Genomic DNA, 20,410 nt, shown 5'->3' on the forward strand with positions numbered 1-20,410 from the left:
CGGGCAGGAGGTTTGGAAATAAAAATGCCCGGTGATGCAATGTTCACCGGGCATTGGGGAGTTTATCGCCAAACGGTCAGCCGGGCTGACCGAATGGTTTTACACCGCGGTCTGGAAGATCACGCCGTCAGCTTTTTCAGTGTACTGATCCAGCTGGTTAAAGTTCAGATAACGGTAGGTATCTTCCGCTGTCTTATCCACCTGCGCCACGAAGGTCTGGTACTCTTCCGGCGTCGGCAATTTGCCGAGCAGAGAAGCCACCGCTGCCAGCTCGGCAGAGGCCAGATAGACGTTAGCGCCGGTACCTAAACGGTTCGGGAAGTTACGGGTGGAGGTGGAGACCACCGTCGCACCGTCGGCCACGCGAGCCTGGTTACCCATACACAGGGAACAGCCAGGGATTTCGATACGCGCCCCGCTCTTACCAAACACGCTGTAGTAGCCTTCTTCGGTCAGCTGCGCGGCGTCCATACGGGTTGGCGGCGCCACCCACAGGCGAGTCGGCAGCTGGCCTTTGTGGCTGTCCAGCAGCTTACCGGCGGCACGGAAGTGGCCGATGTTGGTCATGCAGGAACCGATGAACACTTCGTCGATCTTCTCGCCCTGCACGTCAGACAGCAGACGGGCATCGTCCGGATCGTTCGGCGCGCACAGGATTGGCTCTTTGATATCCGCCAGATCGATGTCGATCACTGCCGCGTATTCCGCGTCAGCGTCGGCTTCCAGCAGCTGCGGATCCGCCAGCCATTTTTCCATGCCCTGGATACGGCGTTCCAGCGTACGGCGGTCGCCGTAGCCTTCGGCGATCATCCACTTCAGCAGGACGATGTTGGAGTTCAGGTACTCAACGATCGGCTCTTTGTTCAGCTTGATGGTACAGCCGGCAGCAGAACGCTCAGCGGACGCATCGGTCAGTTCAAATGCCTGCTCGACTTTCAGATCCGGCAGACCTTCGATCTCGAGGATGCGACCAGAGAAGATGTTTTTCTTACCTTTCTTCTCAACGGTCAGCAGGCCCTGCTTGATGGCATACAGTGGGATGGCATGAACCAGGTCGCGCAGGGTGATACCCGGCTGCATTTTCCCTTTGAAGCGCACCAGCACCGATTCCGGCATATCCAACGGCATCACGCCGGTCGCAGCGGCGAAGGCCACCAGACCAGAGCCCGCCGGGAAGGAGATACCGATTGGGAAACGGGTATGGGAGTCGCCGCCGGTACCCACGGTATCCGGCAGCAGCATGCGGTTCAGCCAGGAGTGGATAACGCCATCGCCCGGACGTAGAGAAACACCGCCGCGGTTCATGATGAAGTCCGGCAGGGTATGGTGCGTGGTCACGTCAACCGGCTTCGGATAGGCTGCGGTGTGGCAGAAGGACTGCATCACCAGGTCAGCGGAGAAGCCCAGGCACGCCAGGTCTTTCAGTTCATCACGGGTCATTGGACCGGTGGTGTCCTGAGAACCGACAGAGGTCATTTTCGGCTCGCAGTAGGCGCCCGGACGGATACCGGCAACGCCGCAGGCGCGGCCAACCATTTTCTGCGCCAGAGAGAAGCCGCGGGTGCTTTCCGCCACGTCTTTCGCCTGACGGAAGACGTCGCTGTGCGGCAGCCCCAGCGCTTCGCGCGCTTTGGTGGTCAAGCCGCGGCCGATGATCAGCGGAATACGGCCACCGGCGCGCACTTCGTCGATCAGCACATCGGTTTTCAGCTCGAAGCTGGCCAGCAGTTCGTTGGTTTCGTGATTACGCACTTCGCCTTTGAACGGGTAAACGTCAATCACGTCGCCCATGTTCAGGTTTGACACATCAACTTCGATAGGCAGCGCACCCGCATCTTCCATGGTGTTGAAGAAGATTGGCGCGATTTTGCCGCCCAGGCACAGACCGCCGCCGCGCTTGTTCGGCACGTTCGGGATATCGTCGCCCATAAACCACAGCACCGAGTTGGTCGCGGATTTACGCGAGGAACCCGTACCGACCACGTCGCCGACGTAGGCCAGCGGATAGCCTTTCTGCTGCAGGGCTTCGATTTGTTTAATCGGGCCGACGACGCCCGGCTGGTCCGGATCAATACCTTCGCGGGCGTTTTTCAGCATCGCCAGCGCATGCAGTGGGATATCCGGGCGCGACCAGGCATCCGGCGCTGGAGACAGGTCATCGGTATTGGTTTCGCCGGTGACCTTGAAGACGGTAACGGTGATTTTCTCTGCCAGCTGCGGGCGGTTCAGGAACCACTCAGCATCAGCCCAGGATTGCATGACCCGTTTAGCGTGCTCGTTACCTGCTTTCGCTTTCTCTTCTACGTCGTAGAAGTTATCGAACATCAGCAGAGTATGAGACAGCGCTTTCGCGGCAATCGGCGCCAGTTTCGCGTCGTCCAGCGCATCGATCAGCGGATGAATGTTGTAACCACCCTGCATGGTGCCCAGCAGTTCAACGGCTTTTTCAGGGGTTACCAGAGGGGAGGTCGCTTCGCCTTTGGCGATCGCGGCAAGGAATCCAGCTTTAACATAGGCGGCTTCGTCGACGCCCGGCGGTACACGGTTAATCAGCAGGTCTAACAGGAATTCTTCTTCGCCCGCAGGCGGGTTTTTCAGCAGTTCTACCAGCGCGGCCATTTGGGTTGCATCTAAGGGTTTGGCAACAATCCCCATGGCGGCACGCTCAGCTACGTGCTTACGGTATTCTTCTAGCACGACGGTTCTCCTCGCTTCTCATTGTCATAATGCGGCCTACACGTCTTCAATCAATCTGCTTCGGTATTGGCAGTTTGCCGCCTTGACGCATCTTGAAGGATTTAGTGGCTGGGCGATTTTCTTCACGCTCCTGTGAGACAGCAGTTTGTAGGGTAAATGCCCGATACCGCGTCGGCAGCATAGCAGGATTTTTGAAAGGTGTTAATCTGTTTACAAAAAAGCAACATTAAAATTTAGCTGAATCGTTAAGGGCAGGATATTGCAGGCTTTCTGTTCAAATCCCGCGACAAAAATTCCTTTCCGCGTACAACTCCCCGGGCCGATCCCAACAATAATCAATAAAAAGCCATACCGCTTACTTATACTCAGCAAACGCGCCGTTTTCGCCGATACTTTAGCGAGATGGGTTACTTTTTGGGTCAGGAGCTTCTATGTCACTGCCGTTCAAACCCCATATCATCGCCCTGCTCTGTAGCGCTGGCTTACTCGCGGCGGCGGGAACACTCTATGTGCAAAGCCGTACTCCAGAGAAGGTCACGGAGGCGGCGGCGCAGCCTGCACCGGCACCAACGCCAACCTCACCTCCTGCCGCAGCGCAGCCGGTGACCACCACCTACACCCAGGCGCAAATTGATCAGTGGGTCGCGCCCATCGCGCTCTACCCGGACAGTCTGCTGTCGCAGGTGTTGATGGCCTCCACTTATCCCGACAACGTCATGCAGGCGGTACAGTGGTCCCAGGATAACCCCGCGATGAAAGGGGATGCGGCGGTTCAGGCGGTTGCCAGTCAGCCGTGGGATCCCAGCGTCAAATCCCTTGTCGCTTTCCCTGCCCTGCTGGCGATGATGGGCGAAAATCCGCCGTGGGTGGAGAACCTCGGCAATGCGTTTTTGGCCCAGCCGCATGATGTGATGGACTCGGTGCAGCGCCTGCGCGCTATTGCCCAGCAGACCGGGACCCTGAAATCCACGCCACAGCAGAAAGTGATTGTCACCCCTGCCGCACCGGTTTCCGCCAGCAGCACGGCAGCAACGTCCACCACCCACTCGGCGGCGCCTGCACCCACGCAGGTCATTAAAATAGAACCGACCAATCCGCAGGTGGTCTATGTTCCCAGCTATAACCCCTCCACCGTCTATGGCACCTGGCCGAACAGCGCCTATCCGCCGGTCTACCTGCCGCCGCCTCCCGGGGAGCAGTTTACCGATAGCTTCGTCAAAGGCTTCGGTTACAGCCTGGGCGTAGCCACTACCTGGGCGCTGTTTAGCAGCATCGACTGGGATGATGATGATGACCACCACCATCACGATGACGACTATCACCACGGCGATTACTCGCATAATGGCGATAACATCAATATTAATGTAAATAATTTCAATCATATAACGGGAGAAAACCTGCCGGGCAACCACGTTAACTGGCAGCATAATCCTGCCTATCGCGGTCACACACCGTATCCCGATAATACGGTTGCTCAACGCTTCCATCAGACCAACGTTTCCGGCGGGCTGAGCGCTACCCAACATGCGCCAGTCGATCGCGAAGCGCAGCGCCAGGCAGCGATGACCCAGCTGCAGCATAACGTACCGGCGGCGACAGCGGGCAACCTGGCGGCAAACAACGCCTCACGCGATGCCCAGCGTCAGGCAGCTTCGGCGCAATTGAAACAAGCCACCCAGCGCAGCAACTATCGCGGTTACGACAGCACACCAACCTCGACCCAGCAGCAGCGTCGCGAGGCGGCGAAAACGCAGTTGAAAAATCCCACGCCGCAGCAACAGCAGCGTCGGGAAACCGTTAAGAGCCGCGAGCAGAACCTGACACCTCAGCAGCAACAGCATCGGCAGCAGATCCAGTCCGCCACGCCCGCGCAGCGTCAGCAGCAGGTTAGTCATTTACGCGCCAGCGCTCTTAGCGGCAACGAAAGCCGCGCCCCCTCCTGGCAAGCGCAGCAGGAACGGGGACTGCAAAGTCGGCAGTTTTCCGCTGTAAACCGCGAGGAGCGTGGCGGCGCCAGAGAACGTCTTTCCGAACACCATGAACTGCGCCGCCGCTGAGGATGAGCAGAATGAGAAACCTATTACCTATTGCCCTGTTCACATTGATGCTGTCACCGTTAGCCGCCTTCGCCCAGCAGCAGTTTTCTACCCCGGAGCAGGCCGCGAGCGCGCTGGCTGAGGCGCTCAGCCAGCAAAATGAAGCGGCGCTGAGCAAGGTGCTCGGCGATAACTGGCAGCAATTTTTACCTACCGATGGGATCGACCCCAGCGCCGTCGACCGTTTTCAGCGCGACTGGCAGGTAAAACATGTCATCGTGCAGCAGGGTGATAACGCCTGGCTCGACGTCGGCAGCGAGGCATGGCGGTTGCCGGTGCCTATCGTAAAAACGTCTCAGGGCTGGCGCTTTGATATGGCCGCAGGCGAAGAGGAGATCCTCACCCGCGCCATCGGTCGCAATGAACTGTCAGCGATAGCCGCCATGCACGCTTACGTTGACGCCCAGCAGGATTACTACCAGCTTAATCACCGCTGGGCGCAGAAAATCATCAGCAGTGAAGGCAAAAAAGATGGGTTGTACTGGCCGACGTCGCCGGGTGAGACGCCCAGCCCGCTGGGGCCGGCATTCAGCCCGACGGAGCCCGGCGCCGGTTATCATGGCTATCGTTTCCGCATTATCGCAGGCCGCGATGACCAGGATGCGGCCTTGCTTGCCTGGCCTGTGGAATGGGGTGAAACCGGAGTGATGAGCTTTATGATCGATCTGCACGATACCGTTTATCAGGCTAATCTCGGCGAAGAGAGCGCCGCAAAAGCGCAGGCCATCACGCGCTTTGCCCCCGATGCTGACGCCGGCTGGCAGGTTGTCAAACCATAAAAAAACGCCAGGTTGCCCTCAAGCAACCTGGCGTTTCTACTCGCTTAGCCCTGATGGGGCATCAGAGACGGATCGCCAGCAAAAGTCGGCTTTGTGCTGGATAATGCCGCTTCATCAGCGCTGATGCTTCCGGAGTTCGCCGCCCATACCCCTTCATTCGTCTTCGTCACCTGCTGATGCTGGGCATTCAGATCCTGCCCCATCGCCGCGATATGGGTCGTTTCCGTGCCACCGCTGTTGTCCGCCCAGGGGATGGTGGCGTCAGCCGCGCAGGCCACACCGGATAGGCACGTTGCAGCGACCAGCGCTGCGGTTAAAAAGCGTTTCATCTCACACCTCAACTATATCGTTAACTGCCTATAAGTTTATGGCGTGATTATTTTCAAAGTATGTATGAGGTGTAGCGGTTTATGAACGGAGACATAGTTCTAAACATCAGGCATAAAAAAAGCGGCTCTTAGAGCCGCTTATGCATTTTAGCTGAAAGAAAAAGTTACTTTTTCTTCGCTTTGGCGTTTGGCAGATCGGTGATGCTGCCTTCGAAGACTTCTGCCGCCAGGCCAACAGACTCGTGCAGAGTCGGGTGAGCATGGATGGTCAGCGCGATGTCTTCAGCGTCGCAGCCCATTTCGATAGCCAGGCCGATCTCACCCAGCAGCTCGCCGCCGTTGGTGCCGACAATCGCGCCGCCGATAACACGGTGGGTCTCTTTGTCGAAGATCAGTTTGGTCATACCGTCTGCGCAGTCGGAAGCGATAGCACGGCCGGAAGCAGCCCACGGGAAGGTGGCGGTTTCGTAGCTGATGCCTTTCTCTTTCGCTTCTTTCTCAGTCAGACCAACCCATGCCACTTCTGGCTCAGTGTAGGCGATGGACGGGATCACTTTCGGATCGAAGTAGTGTTTCAGGCCGGAGATAACTTCTGCGGCAACGTGACCTTCGTGTACGCCTTTGTGCGCCAGCATCGGCTGACCGACGATATCGCCGATAGCAAAGATGTGCGGCACGTTGGTGCGCATTTGTTTGTCAACGCGGATGAAGCCACGATCGTCCACTTCCACGCCCGCTTTACCTGCGTCGAGGTTTTTGCCGTTCGGTACGCGACCGATAGCGACCAGCACGGCGTCGTAACGCTGCGCTTCAGCCGGCGCTTTTTTGCCTTCCATGGAAACGTAAATACCGTCTTCTTTCGCTTCAACGGCAGTCACTTTGGTTTCCAGCATCAGGTTGAATTTCTTGCTGATGCGTTTAGTGAAGACTTTCACCACGTCTTTATCGGCAGCCGGGATAACCTGGTCGAACATTTCAACCACGTCAATCTCTGAACCCAGCGCATGGTATACGGTACCCATTTCCAGACCGATGATACCGCCACCCATGACCAGCATACGTTTCGGTACGGATTTCAGTTCCAGGGCGTCGGTGGAGTCCCATACGCGCGGATCTTCATGCGGGATAAACGGCAGCTGAATCGGACGGGAGCCCGCCGCGATGATGGCGTTGTCGAAGTTGATCACGGTTTTACCGTTTTCGCCTTCCACTTCCAGGGTGTTGGCGCCGGTAAATTTACCCAGACCGTTAACCACTTTCACTTTACGGCCTTTAGCCATGCCAGCCAGGCCGCCGGTCAGCTGAGTGATAACTTTTTCTTTCCAGGTGCGGATCTTGTCAATGTCGGTTTTCGGTTCGCCGAAAACGATGCCGTGTTCGGCCAGCGCTTTCGCTTCTTCGATAACTTTTGCCACGTGCAGCAGCGCTTTAGACGGGATACAACCCACGTTCAGGCAAACGCCACCGAGGGTGCTGTAACGTTCTACGATGACGGTTTCCAGACCTAAATCAGCGCAACGGAAGGCTGCAGAGTAACCTGCGGGGCCTGCCCCAAGTACCACGACCTGAGTTTTGATTTCAGTACTCATCATGACCTCTGTAATTTATATCCGGCGGGTCTGACGCTATTATTCTTACGCCCAAGTCCACCGGGACGTTCTATCCGCGTGTATTTTACAAAATTGTTAACAATTTTTAAACAACAAACGGCAAACGATTTTGTCCTTTGTTGCTGATAATCCCCAACAGCCTGAGGTTATCAGAAAAAAGCCGGCCGTCAGGCCGGCTTTTTCGATTACATCACCAGACGGCGAATGTCGCTCAAGGTGTTGTTAATGATGGTAATGAAGCGGGCACCATCAGCACCGTCGATGACGCGGTGGTCGAAGGACAGAGAGATCGGCATCATCAGACGCGGAACGAACTCTTTACCATTCCATACCGGCTCCATCGCGGACTTAGACACGCCCAGGATGGCCACTTCCGGCGCGTTAACAATCGGCGCGAAGTGGGTAGTGCCCAGGCCGCCGATGCTGGAGATGGTGAAGCAACCGCCCTGCATTTCGCCAGCCGTCAGCTTGCCATCGCGCGCTTTCTTCGAGATGGTGGTCAGTTCACGAGACAGCTCGGTGATGCTCTTCTTATTCACGTCTTTGAAGACCGGAACCACCAGACCGTTCGGGGTATCAACCGCCACACCGATGTTGATGTATTTCTTCAGCGTCAGGCGCTGACCATCTTCGGACAGCGAGCTGTTGAAGCGCGGCATCTGCTCAAGCGCAGCGGCAACGGCTTTCATGATGAAGACCACTGGGGTGAATTTCACGTCCAGTTTACGCTTCTCAGCTTCGGCGTTCTGCTGCTTACGGAACGCTTCCAGATCGGTGATATCGGTTTTGTCGAAGTGGGTAACGTGCGGGATCATCACCCAGTTACGGCTCAGGTTAGCCCCAGAGATTTTCTGGATACGACCCAGTTCCACTTCTTCGATTTCACCAAACTTGCTGAAGTCAACCTTCGGCCATGGCAGCATGCCCGGGATACCGCCGCCAGCGGCAGCCGCCGGTGCGGATTCAGCGCGTTTAACCGCGTCTTTCACATAAGCCTGAACGTCTTCGCGCAGGATACGACCTTTACGGCCGGTGCCTTTCACTTTTGCCAGGTTAACGCCGAACTCGCGCGCCAGGCGGCGAATCAGCGGCGTCGCGTGAACGTAAGCATCGTTTTCAGCGAATTCAGTTTTGCCTTCTGCTTTCGCAGCCGGTGCAGCGGCAGGCTTAGCGGCCTGAGCCGGTGCAGCAGCCGGTGCCGGAGCAGCAGCCTGAGCCGGCGCGGCGGCAGGCGCAGCGCCTTCCACTTCGAAGACCATGATCAGGGAACCGGTTTTGACTTTATCGCCGGTGCTGATTTTGATCTCTTTGACGGTACCTGCGAATGGCGCCGGCACTTCCATAGACGCTTTGTCGCCTTCGACGGTGATCAGGGACTGCTCGGCAGCCACTTTATCGCCGACTTTGACCATCACTTCGGTGACTTCAACTTCGTCGCCGCCGATGTCCGGTACGTTAACGTCTTTCGCACCGCCAGCCGCAGCTGGAGCAGCCGCCGCCGGAGCAGCAGCCTGAGCAGGTGCGGCGGCAGGCGCAGCGCCCGCCACTTCGAAGATCATGATCAGGGAGCCGGTGGACACTTTGTCACCGGTGTTGATTTTGATCTCTTTCACGGTACCCGCGAACGGCGCCGGCACTTCCATAGAGGCTTTATCGCCTTCTACGGTGATCAGGGATTGCTCAGCGGCGATGGTGTCGCCCACTTTAACCATGATCTCGGTGACTTCAACTTCATCGCCGCCGATATCCGGGACGTGAACTTCTTTCGCTGCCGCTGCAGCTGCTGGCGCAGCCGCAGCCGGCGCGGCTTCTTTCTTCTCTTCCTGCGCAGGTGCAGCGGCTGCTGCACCCTCGGCGGAATCGAAAATCATAATCAGTTTGCCAGTCTCGGTTTTGTCGCCGACGGAGACTTTAATCTCTTTCACGACGCCAGCCTGCGGAGACGGGACTTCCATAGAGGCTTTATCGCCTTCTACGGTGATCAGCGACTGTTCAGCTTCTACTTTGTCGCCCACTTTGACCAGGATCTCGGTGATTTCAACTTCATCAGCCCCGATGTCCGGTACTTTGATTTCGATAGCCATTATTCTTTTACCTCTTACGCCAGACGCGGGTTAACTTTTTCTGCATCGATGTCGAATTTCGCGATAGCGTCAGCCACCACTTTCTTATCGATTTCACCACGTTTAGCCAGTTCGCCCAGCGCTGCAACGACCACATAGGAAGCATCGACTTCGAAGTGGTGACGCAGGTTTTCACGGCTGTCGGAACGACCGAAGCCATCGGTACCCAGTACGCGGTAATCATCAGCCGGTACATAAGTACGAACCTGCTCAGCGAACAGTTTCATATAGTCAGTGGATGCCACGGCCGGAGCGTCGTTCATTACCTGAGCGATATACGGCACGCGCGGGGTTTCCAGCGGGTGCAGCATGTTCCAGCGTTCGCAATCCTGGCCATCACGCGCCAGTTCGGTGAAGGAGGTGACGCTATACACGTCAGAGCCCACGCCGTAGTCTTTCGCCAGGATCTGCGCTGCTTCACGAACGTGACGCAGGATAGAACCGGAGCCCAGCAGCTGAACTTTACCTTTGCTACCTTCAATGGTTTCGAGTTTGTAGATACCTTTACGGATACCTTCCTCGGCGCCTTCCGGCATGGCCGGCATGTGGTAGTTTTCGTTCAGCGTAGTGATGTAGTAGTAAACGTTCTCTTGTTTCTCACCGTACATACGCTCCAGGCCATCATGCATGATGACCGCCACTTCGTATGCATAGGACGGATCGTAAGAGATACAGTTCGGGATAGTCAGCGACTGAATATGGCTGTGGCCATCTTCGTGCTGCAGACCTTCGCCGTTCAGCGTTGTACGACCGGAAGTACCACCGATCAGGAAGCCGCGAGCCTGCTGGTCGCCTGCCTGCCAGCACAGGTCGCCGATACGCTGGAACCCGAACATCGAGTAGTAGATGTAGAACGGGATCATCGGCAGGTTGTTGGTGCTGTAAGAAGTCGCCGCAGCCAGCCAGGATGCGCCTGCGCCCAGCTCGTTGATCCCTTCCTGCAGGATCTGGCCTTTCTCGTCTTCTTTGTAGTAAGCAACCTGCTCACGGTCCTGCGGGGTGTACTGCTGGCCGTTCGGGCTGTAAATACCGATCTGACGGAACAGACCTTCCATACCGAAAGTACGCGCTTCGTCGGCGATAATCGGCACGAGGCGGTCTTTGATGGATTTGTTCTTCAGCATCACGTTCAGGGCACGAACAAATGCGATAGTGGTAGAGATCTCTTTATTCTGCTCTTCCAGCAGCGGAGCGAAATCTTCCAGCGTCGGCAGCTCCAGCTTCTCAGAGAAGTTCGGCTGACGGCTCGGCAGATAGCCGTGCAGTTTCTGGCGCTGAGCGTGCAGATAGGTGTGCTCTTCGGAACCTTCCGGGAAGGTGACGTACGGCAGTTTTTCGAGATCGGCATCGGCAACCGGCACGTTGAAACGATCGCGGACGTAACGTACGCCGTCCATGTTCATTTTCTTAACCTGGTGGGCGATGTTCTTACCTTCAGCGGTGTCACCCATGCCGTAACCTTTAATGGTATGGGCGAGGATTACGGTCGCTTTGCCTTTGGTTTCCTGCGCTTTTTTCAGTGCAGCGTAAACTTTCTTCGGATCGTGGCCGCCGCGGTTCAGGGCCCAAATCTGCTCGTCAGTCCAGTCGGCAACCAGCGCCGCGGTCTCCGGATATTTACCGAAGAAGTGCTCGCGCACATATGCACCGTCTTTGGATTTGAAGGTCTGGTAATCGCCGTCAACGGTTTCTTCCATCAGCTGGATCAGCTTACCGCTGGTGTCTTTACGCAGCAGCTCATCCCAACGACCGCCCCAGATAACCTTGATAACGTTCCAGCCTGCGCCCGCGAAGATGCCTTCCAGTTCGTTGATGATTTTGCCGTTACCCGTTACCGGGCCATCAAGACGCTGCAGGTTACAGTTGATAACGAAGACCAGGTTGTCCAGCTTCTCGCGGGTGGCGATGGTGATCGCACCTTTAGATTCCGGCTCGTCCATCTCACCGTCGCCCAGGAAAGCATAAACGGTTTGTTTGGAGGTGTCTTTCAGACCACGGTGTTCCAGATATTTCAGGAATTTAGCCTGATAAATTGCCCCGATTGGGCCCAGACCCATAGAAACGGTCGGGAACTGCCAGAATTCCGGCATCAGTTTCGGGTGCGGATAAGAGGACAGACCTTTACCGTGAACTTCCTGACGGAAATTGTTCATCTGCTCTTCAGTCAGACGACCTTCCAGGAAAGCACGCGCATACACGCCCGGAGAGATGTGGCCCTGGAAGTACACCAGATCGCCGCCATCCTGCTCGTTGCGTGCGCGGAAGAAGTGGTTGAAGCACACTTCGTAGAAGGTTGCGGAAGACTGGAAGGAAGCCATGTGGCCGCCCAGTTCGAGATCTTTTTTCGATGCGCGCAGAACGGTCATGATCGCGTTCCAGCGGATCGCAGAACGGATACGACGTTCCAGATCCAGATTACCCGGGTATTCCGGTTCATCTTCAACGGCAATAGTGTTGACGTAACCGCCGGTCGATGCGCCAGCAGCCACTTTCACCCCGCCTTTGCGGGCTTCAGAAAGGAGTTGGTCAATAAGATACTGAGCACGCTCAACACCTTCTTCACGGATGACCGATTCGATCGCCTGTAGCCAGTCGCGAGTTTCGATCGGATCCACGTCATTTGGTAAACGTTCTGACATGGGGGGTATTCCTTATCTATCTAATCGTTGATTAATCTGGAACCTGTCCCATTGAACTCTTCGTTCTTCACCTTTGAACAACCAAAAATTCAATAAGACAGGTTCTGCGTTTAGTTGCCGCGCTCTAAAAATGGCGCTTAAGAACCGGAGTTCTCGTCCTTTCGTTGCTGTAAACGACGCAGTGAGCGCTCTCTACGACTCTGCTCACGGCTACGGTCCAGCAAAATTTCCTCAATGAACGCCAGGTGACGGTGCGACGCCTCACGCGCCTGCTCCGGCTCCCCGGCCATTATCGCCTCGAAAATGCGAGTACGATGGTTGCTGACCAACGGGAGCATTTCCCGGCGGGCATACAGCAATTCAAAGTTCTGACGAACGTTTTGTGCCAGCATCGGCTCCATACACCTTAGCAGATGGAGCAAAACCACATTGTGTGCCGCCTCGGTGACGGCGATTTGATACTGGACGACGGCGCCGGACTCAGCGTCCAGATCGCCCGACTGCTGCGCCCGTTCAATGGCCTGATGCAGCTCGCGGATACGATCGCGATCTTCATCATTGCTGCGCAGCGCCGCGTAATAAGCCGCGATGCCTTCCAGCGCGTGACGGGTCTCAAGCAGATCGAATTGGGATTCAGGGTGATCGGACAGCAGCTCGACCAGCGGATCGCTGAAGCTCTGCCACAGGCGGCTCTGAACAAACGTTCCACCTCCCTGACGACGAAGCAACAAGCCCTTGGCTTCGAGGCGTTGAATCGCCTCACGCAGCGAGGGGCGGGAAACGTCGAACTGCTTAGCCAGTTCGCGTTCGGGCGGAAGTTTTTCACCGGGGCGCAAGGTCCCCTCAAGGATCAGAAACTCCAGCTGCTGCTCTATCACATCGGATAATTTTGGTTGGCGGATTTTGCTGTAGGCCATATTCCCTGTCTCTGCCATTAGCCCGGAGTCAATTGGTCTTACCAATTTAAAGTTCGTAGCGCTAAAGTAACAAAGTATTCACCTTCTGTCCATACAGGTTTTGATTGAAATCAGTAAACCGCGGACATTTTAACAACCTTACAGAAATAACATTTCAGAAATGTAACCTTGCACAAATGTTACGTTTACTCACAAAGGGGTAGCGTTAACTTTATGGAAACGAAAAATTACGCTATCTGAACCGATTCAACTGCGCCATAGATGAATAAAAAATCAAATTAACAGAATAAATAACCACTCATGGGTAATGCGATGGAATAATACTGAATGTGTCTATTGATGTCTTTTTAGACACATCGTCATCATCCCTTCATAAAGCAGGTGCATTCGGTCGCGCTTAACACTATTCTCCCTCAGACGAAAGGCCTTTTTTTGAATTACCACACCGCCTTCCGTAAACAAAACAATACAGAAACGGAAGTCGCTAAATACACAAACACAACAATATGTGCGCGCCATCACTCAGGTAAAAAGTGGGCCACTTCGCCCAAATTTTCGCTGGCTATGCTTTCTGGCAGGGACAGCAGAGAAGCAGCAACCTGACGGATGACGTACACAAAAAATAACCACACACGAGGTTTCATATGGAAGGTCAACAGCACGGCGATCGGCTGAAGCGCGGCCTGAAAAACCGCCACATTCAGCTTATCGCGCTGGGCGGGGCTATCGGCACCGGCCTGTTTCTGGGAAGCGCGTCCGTCATTCAGTCCGCCGGCCCGGGTATCATTCTTGGTTACGCTATCGCCGGCTTTATCGCCTTTCTGATCATGCGTCAGTTGGGTGAGATGGTGGTGGAAGAGCCGGTAGCAGGTTCGTTTAGCCACTTCGCATATAAATACTGGGGCGGCTTTGCCGGCTTCGCTTCCGGCTGGAACTACTGGGTGCTGTATGTCCTGGTGGCCATGGCGGAACTCACCGCCGTCGGCAAATATATCCAGTTCTGGTGGCCGGAAATCCCGACCTGGGCCTCTGCGGCGGTCTTCTTCATCGCTATCAACGCCATTAACCTGACCAACGTGAAAGTGTTCGGGGAAATGGAGTTCTGGTTCGCGATTATCAAAGTGGTCGCCGTGGTGGCGATGATTCTGTTCGGCGGCTGGCTGCTGTTCAGCGGCAACGGCGGCCCGCAGGCGACGGTACGTAACCTGTGGGATCAGGGTGGCTTCCTGCCGCACGGCTTTACCGGACTGGTAATGATGATGGCGATCATCATGTTCTCCTTCGGCGGTCTGGAGCTGGTGGGGATCACCGCGGCGGAAGCGGATAATCCGGAGCAAAGCATTCCGAAAGCCACCAACCAGGTTATCTACCGTATCCTGATCTTCTATGTTGGCTCGCTGGCGGTGCTGCTCTCCCTGCTGCCGTGGACCCGCGTGACCGCGGACACCAGCCCATTCGTCCTGATTTTCCATGAGCTTGGCGATACGCTGGTGGCAAATGCCCTTAACGTCGTGGTGCTGACGGCGGCTCTGTCGGTTTATAACAGCTGCGTCTACTGCAACAGCCGTATGCTGTTCGGCCTTGCCCAGCAGGGTAACGCGCCGAAAGCGCTGCTCAGCGTCGACAAACGCGGCGTGCCGGTGAATACCATCCTCGTCTCGGCCCTGGTGACCGCGCTGTGCGTACTGATAAACTACCTGGCGCCGGAATCCGCCTTCGGCCTGTTGATGGCGCTGGTGGTCTCGGCCCTGGTTATCAACTGGGCGATGATCAGCCTGGCGCATATGAAATTCCGTCGCGCCAAACAGCAGCAGGGGGTCACCACTCGCTTCCCTGCCCTCTTCTACCCGCTGGGTAACTGGGTGTGCCTGCTGTTTATGGCGGCAGTGCTGGTGATTATGCTGATGACCCCGGGGATGGCGATTTCCGTTTGGCTGATCCCGGTATGGATTGCGGTGCTGGGCGTGGGCTATCTGTTTAAACAGAAAGCCGCCGCCACCATAAAAGCACAATAATACATCTCATAAATATTTCTCTTTGCTCTGCGCCCCTCCCTGAATAACGGGCGCAGAGCATTGTTATCTGCTTCACACTTTCCCCTCCATAGCTGATATATCCATATCGTTAACGAGTTCCTGCAACGTATTTCCCTCGATAGCAGCCAATAATTCTCTCCATACTGCAACGGAGAGACCGCACATGGCAGACAATAGACTATCAATAAAGGAAAAGATTGGTTACGGGATGGGTGATGCCGGATGCAATATCATATTTGGCGCCATCATGCTGTTTGTTAACTATTTTTATACCGATATCTTCGGCCTGGCGCCGGCGCTGGTCGGCGTACTGCTGTTGTCGGTGCGCGTCATCGATGCGGTGACCGATCCGATTATGGGCGCCCTTGCCGACCGTACCCGCAGTAAATATGGCCGCTTTCGTCCATGGCTACTGTGGATTGCCTTCCCCTACGCCCTGTTCAGCGTGCTGATGTTCACTACTCCTGAGTGGACCTATAACAGCAAAGTTATCTATGCGTTCGTGACCTACTTTCTGCTGTCGGTGACCTATACCGCGATTAACATCCCCTACTGCTCGCTGGGAACGGTGATGACCGCTGATCCGAAAGAACGCGTTGCCTGCCAGTCCTATCGTTTTGTGATGGTGGGTATCGCCACGCTGCTGCTGTCATTGACGCTGCTGCCAATGGCCGACTGGTTCGGCGGCGCCGATAAAGCGAAGGGCTACCAGATGGCGATGACCGTGCTGGCCTTTATCGGCATGTGTATGTTCCTGTTCTGCTTCGCTACCGTGCGTGAACGCATACACCCGGCGGTGCAGACGAATGATGAACTGAAAAAAGACCTCAAAGACGTGTGGAAAAATGACCAGTGGGTGCGCATCCTGCTGCTCACGCTGTGCAACGTCTGCCCGGGCTTTATTCGCATGGCCGCCACCATGTATTACGTCACCTGGGTGATGGGACAAAGCACCCATTTTGCCACCCTGTTTATCAGCCTCGGCGTGGTCGGGATGATGATTGGCAGCATGCTGGCGAAAGTCCTCACCGACCGCTGGTGCAAACTGCAGGTTTTCTTCTGGACCAACATCGTGCTGGCGATTTTCTCCTGCGCCTTCTATTTCTTTAATCCGCACGCCACCACGCTGATTATGGTGCTCTACTTCCTGCTCAACATCCTGCATCAGATCCCCTCTCCGCTGCACTGGTCGCTGATGTCCGACGTTGACGACTACGGCGAGTGGAAAACCGGTAAGCGCATCACCGGCATTAGCTTCTCCGGCAATCTGTTCTTCCTCAAGGTCGGCCTGGCGGTCGCCGGAGCAATGGTCGGTTTCCTGCTGTCATGGTACGGCTACGACGCCGGCGCGAAAGCGCAAAGCGCCTCCGCCCTCAACGGCATCGTGCTCCTATTCTCGGTCATCCCCGGCGTCGGCTATCTGATCACCGCCGGCGTGGTGCGCCTGCTGAAGGTTGACCGCACCCTGATGCGCCAGATTCAAAGCGATTTAGAGAAGCGCCGCAGCAACTACAGCGAGCTGAACGAATACCAGGAACTGAAAACCAGTGAACACGTAAGGAAAGCCTGATGAACAACTGGCCAAACCCCTTTATTGAACAGCGCGCAGACCCCTTTATTCTGCGCCACCTTAATCACTACTACTTTATTGCCTCGGTACCGGAATATGACCGGCTGGAGATCCGGCGCGCGGCCACCCTTGAAGGATTGCGCGATGCTGAGCCGGTAGTGGTCTGGCGCGCGCCGCAAAGCGGGCCGATGAGCCAGCTGATTTGGGCGCCGGAGCTGCATGAAATAGACGGTAAGTGGTATATCTATTTTGCCGCCACCCATACTCACGATCTGGATGCGCTGGGGATGTTCCAGCATCGCATGTTCGTTCTCGAGTGCGCCGACAACGATCCGCTGACCGGTCGCTGGCAGGAAAAAGGCCAGGTGGTCACGCCTTTCGATACCTTCGCCCTCGATGCCACTACTTTTATCCATCAGGGCAAACGCTGGTATCTGTGGGCGCAAAAATCCCCGCATATCGAAGGCAACTCAAACTTATATCTTGCTGAAATGGCCAACCCGTGGACGCTAAAAGGCGAGCCGGTCATGCTGAGCAAGCCGGAGTTCGACTGGGAGTGCCGGGGATTTAAGGTCAACGAAGGTCCTGCGGTGCTGGTGCATGGCGATAAGCTGTTCATCAGCTATTCCGCCAGCGCCACCGATGAAAACTACTGCATGGGGTTACTCTGGATCGATCTGCAGGCCGATCCGCTGCAGCCGACGAACTGGCATAAAGCCCCGCAGCCGGTCTTTCGTACCAGCTATGAAAACCGCCAGTATGGCCCGGGCCATAATAGTTTTACCCAAACGCCGGAAGGGGAAGATGTGCTGGTGTATCACGCGCGGAATTACACCGAGATAGAAGGCGATCCACTGTATGACCCCAATCGCCATACGCGGTTAAAACTCGTCAGCTGGAGGGAGGACGGGATGCCCGACTTCGGCATCCCACCGGCGGATACGCTGTAGCGGTTCGGAATGAAGCCCGCTGACGCGGTTCTGCAGGCCGGGTCAGGCGAAGCCGCCACCCGGCAACAAGAGTCCCGCAGGTGCATGCATCGTGGCAGGCTGAACGCGGGCTCAGGCCGTTAAACCAGGGTGCCGTAAATCGTCAGCAGCGCCATGATCACCACCACCACCAGCGAGGTTTTCTTGGCCATCGACACCGCGGCCTTCGGGGTCGCCACTTTATCCACGTGCGGTTCACGAGCCAGGGAATACTGCGCCAGGCGGGTCAATACCTGATACTGCGATGAATGGCGGTCGCCTAACGAGGCAAACCACGCCGGGAGCGCTTTCTCTCCATGCCCCACCAGAGCATAGACAACCCCCACCAGACGCACCGGCAGCCAGTCCACGATATGCAAAAGACCATCGATCCCAGACTGCAAACGGTGATGCGGCGTCTGGTAGCGCGCCAGCCACGTCTGCCAGGCGCGCAGTACGCTGTAAGCGATAAGCGTCAGCGGCCCCCACGCGCCCCCCACCACAAACCAGAAAAGCGGCGCCAGGTAATATCGATAGTTAATCCACAGCAGCGCATTTTGCAGCTCACTCAGATATTCACGCTCATCGCAGCCCGGCGGTACGCCGTGGATCAGCGTCAGCTCGCTGGCCATGGCATCGCAGGCGCGACTGTCATTGCGCGACGCCGCTTTCAGATAGGCATGATAATGCAGCCGAACCTTGCCTGCCCCGATGCACAACAGGCCCAGCAAGATCCAGAACACCAGCAGAGGTACGTTAAATAGCTGCCCCTGCAGCAGGCGCTGAATGAGATACACCACCGCGACAGCCACCACCGTCATCAGCAGCGTGCCCAGCAGCGAAAAATGTTTTATCCGGCGGAACACCACCTCCAGCCGATGATCAAGCTGCCAGTGTTCGCCCAGCTTAAACAGCCGTTCGGCGATAAGCACCAGCAGCGTCGTAAACAGCGTCATGATGTCTCCTTATCTGACGGCGCACTGAGTAGCGCCCGGAATTTTATCCAGTCAAAGGCCGGTCCTGGATCGGTTTTCCGCACGGGCGCGATATCGCTGTGGCCCGCGATGTTTTCGGCGATAGCCGGGTAAATCGTGATCAGTAGTTCCGTCACCGCCGCCAGCTGCTGGTACTGCGCATCGGTATACGCCAGGGTATCCGTGCCTTCCAGCTCAATGCCAATGGAAAAGTCATTGCAGCGTTCTCGCCCCTGATAGCAGGAGACCCCCGCATGCCACGCACGCTTATCGAAAGGCACATACTGCACGATTTCGCCATCACGGCGAATCAGACAATGTGCCGAAACGCGCAGATGAGCAATCTCGGCAAAGAAAGGATGCGCATGCGGATCCAGGGTGCCAGTGAACAGCGCATCAATCCACGGACCACCAAATTCACCCGGTGGCAGGCTAATGTTATGCACCACCAGTAAGGAAGGGGCTTCTTCATCCGGACGGCAGTCATGGTGCGGCGAGGGAACCCGACGCGCGCCGACCAGCCATCCCTCGTTCAACTGCATGCGGGATCTCCTTTCGCGAACTCATGCTTCCGGGCCACACGCCGGCCCAAAGGATGAAGTGTGTATGGTACTGAAACGTCGTTCAGGTTAGCATGTTTCCCACTTCTGAATCTTATCTATCTGGAGCTTTATCATGTCGCCTCGTCGTTACAACCCCGACCGCCGCCGTGACGTGCTGCTGGAACGTATTAACCTCGATATTACCGATGCTGTCGCACACTCCCTGCGGGAAGATTTGGGCGGCGAAGTCGACGCCAACAACGATATTAGCGCGCAATTATTGCCGCAGGATGCACGCTCCCATGCGGTGGTCATTACCCGCGAAGATGGCGTCTTCTGTGGCAAACGCTGGGTGGAAGAGGTCTTTATTCAGCTCGCCGGTGACGACGTGAATATCACCTGGCACGTGGCCGACGGCGATGCGGTCAAAGCCGACCAGCCGCTGTTCGAGCTGGAAGGCCCGTCGCGTATTCTGCTCACCGGCGAACGCACGGCGCTGAACTTTGTGCAAACTCTCTCCGGCGTCGCCAGCGTCGTCCGTCGCTACGTCGACCTGCTGGCCGGCACCAAAACCCAACTTCTGGATACCCGTAAAACGCTGCCAGGGCTGCGTACCGCGCTGAAGTACGCGGTACTCTGCGGCGGCGGCGCCAACCACCGCCTGGGCCTGTTCGACGCTTTCCTGATTAAAGAAAACCATATCATCGCCTCCGGTTCGATCCGTCAGGCGGTGGAAAAGGCGTTCTGGCTACATCCTGATGTGCCGGTGGAAGTGGAAGTGGAAACCCTGGATGAGCTGGAGCAGGCGTTAAAAGCCGGGGCGGACATCATTATGCTCGATAACTTCACCACCGACCTGATGCGCGAGGCGGTGAAAATCACCGCAGGCCAGGCGGCGCTGGAGGTCTCCGGTAACGTCACCTTCGACACCATCCGCGAATTTGCCGACACCGGCGTCGACTATATCTCCGTCGGCGCCCTGACCAAACATGTGCAGGCGCTCGACCTGTCGATGCGTTTTCGCTAAGTAATTGGCCTTCACGCTGCCGGGCGTGAGGGCCTGATTTTGCGAGCCGACTCGCAGCCGTTCATGCCCACCATGTAAGCAAAGTAAAAACCCTGGAATCTGG

At 56.3% G+C, this 20,410-nt stretch carries 14 protein-coding genes; 6 read left to right on the forward strand and 8 right to left on the reverse strand.

Annotated features, from left to right (window positions below; genetic code table 11):
- Positions 1–99: 99 nt before the first annotated feature.
- A complete protein-coding gene (acnB, locus tag FHW76_RS18705) occupies positions 100–2,697 on the reverse strand; it encodes a bifunctional aconitate hydratase 2/2-methylisocitrate dehydratase (protein ID WP_008807407.1) in 2,598 nt (865 codons plus the stop codon).
- A gap of 431 nt (positions 2,698–3,128) precedes the next feature.
- Between acnB and FHW76_RS18710 the strand changes: the two genes are divergently transcribed.
- Both FHW76_RS18710 and FHW76_RS18715 read left to right on the forward strand, forming a co-directional pair.
- Positions 3,129–4,754, forward strand: coding sequence for a DUF3300 domain-containing protein (locus tag FHW76_RS18710; protein ID WP_064166341.1), 1,626 nt, complete (start codon positions 3,129–3,131; stop codon positions 4,752–4,754).
- A gap of 11 nt (positions 4,755–4,765) precedes the next feature.
- Positions 4,766–5,572, forward strand: coding sequence for a DUF2950 family protein (locus FHW76_RS18715; RefSeq protein ID WP_012968929.1), 807 nt, complete (start codon positions 4,766–4,768; stop codon positions 5,570–5,572).
- Between the two features lie 44 nt (positions 5,573–5,616).
- Here FHW76_RS18715 and FHW76_RS18720 read toward each other — a convergent pair whose 3' ends face one another.
- From FHW76_RS18720 to pdhR, 5 genes are all read right to left on the reverse strand, one after another.
- Positions 5,617–5,901: a hypothetical protein gene (locus tag FHW76_RS18720; RefSeq protein WP_008807410.1), complete on the reverse strand. Its 285-nt coding sequence runs from the start codon at positions 5,899–5,901 to the stop codon at positions 5,617–5,619.
- A gap of 164 nt (positions 5,902–6,065) precedes the next feature.
- Complete coding sequence (gene lpdA, locus FHW76_RS18725) at positions 6,066–7,490, reverse strand: dihydrolipoyl dehydrogenase (protein WP_002888731.1); 1,425 nt, start codon at positions 7,488–7,490, stop codon at positions 6,066–6,068.
- 206 nt (positions 7,491–7,696) lie between these two features.
- Positions 7,697–9,595 carry a pyruvate dehydrogenase complex dihydrolipoyllysine-residue acetyltransferase gene (aceF, locus tag FHW76_RS18730; RefSeq protein WP_032731619.1) on the reverse strand — a complete coding sequence of 633 codons (1,899 nt, stop codon included), beginning with the start codon at positions 9,593–9,595 and terminating at the stop codon, positions 7,697–7,699.
- Between the two features lie 14 nt (positions 9,596–9,609).
- Positions 9,610–12,273, reverse strand: coding sequence for a pyruvate dehydrogenase (acetyl-transferring), homodimeric type (gene aceE, locus FHW76_RS18735; protein WP_008807412.1), 2,664 nt, complete (start codon positions 12,271–12,273; stop codon positions 9,610–9,612).
- Between the two features lie 137 nt (positions 12,274–12,410).
- A complete protein-coding gene (gene pdhR / locus FHW76_RS18740) occupies positions 12,411–13,190 on the reverse strand; it encodes a pyruvate dehydrogenase complex transcriptional repressor PdhR (RefSeq protein ID WP_002888699.1) in 780 nt (259 codons plus the stop codon).
- 644 nt (positions 13,191–13,834) lie between these two features.
- Between pdhR and aroP the strand changes: the two genes are divergently transcribed.
- From aroP to FHW76_RS18755, 3 genes are all read left to right on the forward strand, one after another.
- Entirely contained in the window at positions 13,835–15,205 is a 1,371-nt protein-coding gene (gene aroP, locus FHW76_RS18745; protein ID WP_008807413.1) for an aromatic amino acid transporter AroP, read from the forward strand.
- Between the two features lie 184 nt (positions 15,206–15,389).
- On the forward strand, positions 15,390–16,796 hold the full coding sequence (locus tag FHW76_RS18750; RefSeq protein WP_008807414.1) for a glycoside-pentoside-hexuronide (GPH):cation symporter: 1,407 nt from the start codon (positions 15,390–15,392) through the stop codon (positions 16,794–16,796).
- Positions 16,796–17,746, forward strand: a complete 951-nt coding sequence (locus FHW76_RS18755; RefSeq protein ID WP_022066122.1) for a family 43 glycosylhydrolase — start codon at positions 16,796–16,798, stop codon at positions 17,744–17,746. Before FHW76_RS18750 ends, FHW76_RS18755 begins: the two co-directional genes overlap by 1 nt.
- 119 nt (positions 17,747–17,865) lie before the next feature.
- Here FHW76_RS18755 and ampE read toward each other — a convergent pair whose 3' ends face one another.
- Together ampE and ampD are read right to left on the reverse strand one after the other, a co-directional pair.
- Entirely contained in the window at positions 17,866–18,720 is an 855-nt protein-coding gene (ampE, locus tag FHW76_RS18760; protein ID WP_012542846.1) for a beta-lactamase regulator AmpE, read from the reverse strand.
- On the reverse strand, positions 18,717–19,280 hold the full coding sequence (gene ampD, locus FHW76_RS18765; protein ID WP_008807417.1) for a 1,6-anhydro-N-acetylmuramyl-L-alanine amidase AmpD: 564 nt from the start codon (positions 19,278–19,280) through the stop codon (positions 18,717–18,719). Before ampD ends, ampE begins: the two co-directional genes overlap by 4 nt.
- 133 nt (positions 19,281–19,413) lie before the next feature.
- Here ampD and nadC point away from each other — a divergent pair, with 133 nt between their 5' ends.
- Positions 19,414–20,307 (forward strand): carboxylating nicotinate-nucleotide diphosphorylase, encoded by an 894-nt coding sequence (gene nadC, locus FHW76_RS18770; protein ID WP_002888684.1) that lies wholly within the window; start codon positions 19,414–19,416, stop codon positions 20,305–20,307.
- Positions 20,308–20,410: the final 103 nt, after the last annotated feature.

Source organism: Klebsiella sp. RC2 (assembly GCF_014192815.1).
GTDB classification, from domain to species: Bacteria; Pseudomonadota; Gammaproteobacteria; order Enterobacterales; family Enterobacteriaceae; genus Klebsiella; species Klebsiella variicola.

Coding starts and splice junctions, on each gene's coding strand:
- FHW76_RS18710 (WP_064166341.1), top strand. CDS start 3,129: ATGTCACTGCCGTTCAAACCCCATATCATCGCCCTGCTCTGTAGCGCT.
- FHW76_RS18715 (WP_012968929.1), top strand. CDS start 4,766: ATGAGAAACCTATTACCTATTGCCCTGTTCACATTGATGCTGTCACCG.
- FHW76_RS18720 (WP_008807410.1), bottom strand. CDS start 5,901: ATGAAACGCTTTTTAACCGCAGCGCTGGTCGCTGCAACGTGCCTATCC.
- lpdA (WP_002888731.1), bottom strand. CDS start 7,490: ATGAGTACTGAAATCAAAACTCAGGTCGTGGTACTTGGGGCAGGCCCC.
- aceF (WP_032731619.1), bottom strand. CDS start 9,595: ATGGCTATCGAAATCAAAGTACCGGACATCGGGGCTGATGAAGTTGAA.
- aceE (WP_008807412.1), bottom strand. CDS start 12,273: ATGTCAGAACGTTTACCAAATGACGTGGATCCGATCGAAACTCGCGAC.
- pdhR (WP_002888699.1), bottom strand. CDS start 13,190: ATGGCCTACAGCAAAATCCGCCAACCAAAATTATCCGATGTGATAGAG.
- aroP (WP_008807413.1), top strand. CDS start 13,835: ATGGAAGGTCAACAGCACGGCGATCGGCTGAAGCGCGGCCTGAAAAAC.
- FHW76_RS18750 (WP_008807414.1), top strand. CDS start 15,390: ATGGCAGACAATAGACTATCAATAAAGGAAAAGATTGGTTACGGGATG.
- FHW76_RS18755 (WP_022066122.1), top strand. CDS start 16,796: ATGAACAACTGGCCAAACCCCTTTATTGAACAGCGCGCAGACCCCTTT.
- ampE (WP_012542846.1), bottom strand. CDS start 18,720: ATGACGCTGTTTACGACGCTGCTGGTGCTTATCGCCGAACGGCTGTTT.
- ampD (WP_008807417.1), bottom strand. CDS start 19,280: ATGCAGTTGAACGAGGGATGGCTGGTCGGCGCGCGTCGGGTTCCCTCG.
- nadC (WP_002888684.1), top strand. CDS start 19,414: ATGTCGCCTCGTCGTTACAACCCCGACCGCCGCCGTGACGTGCTGCTG.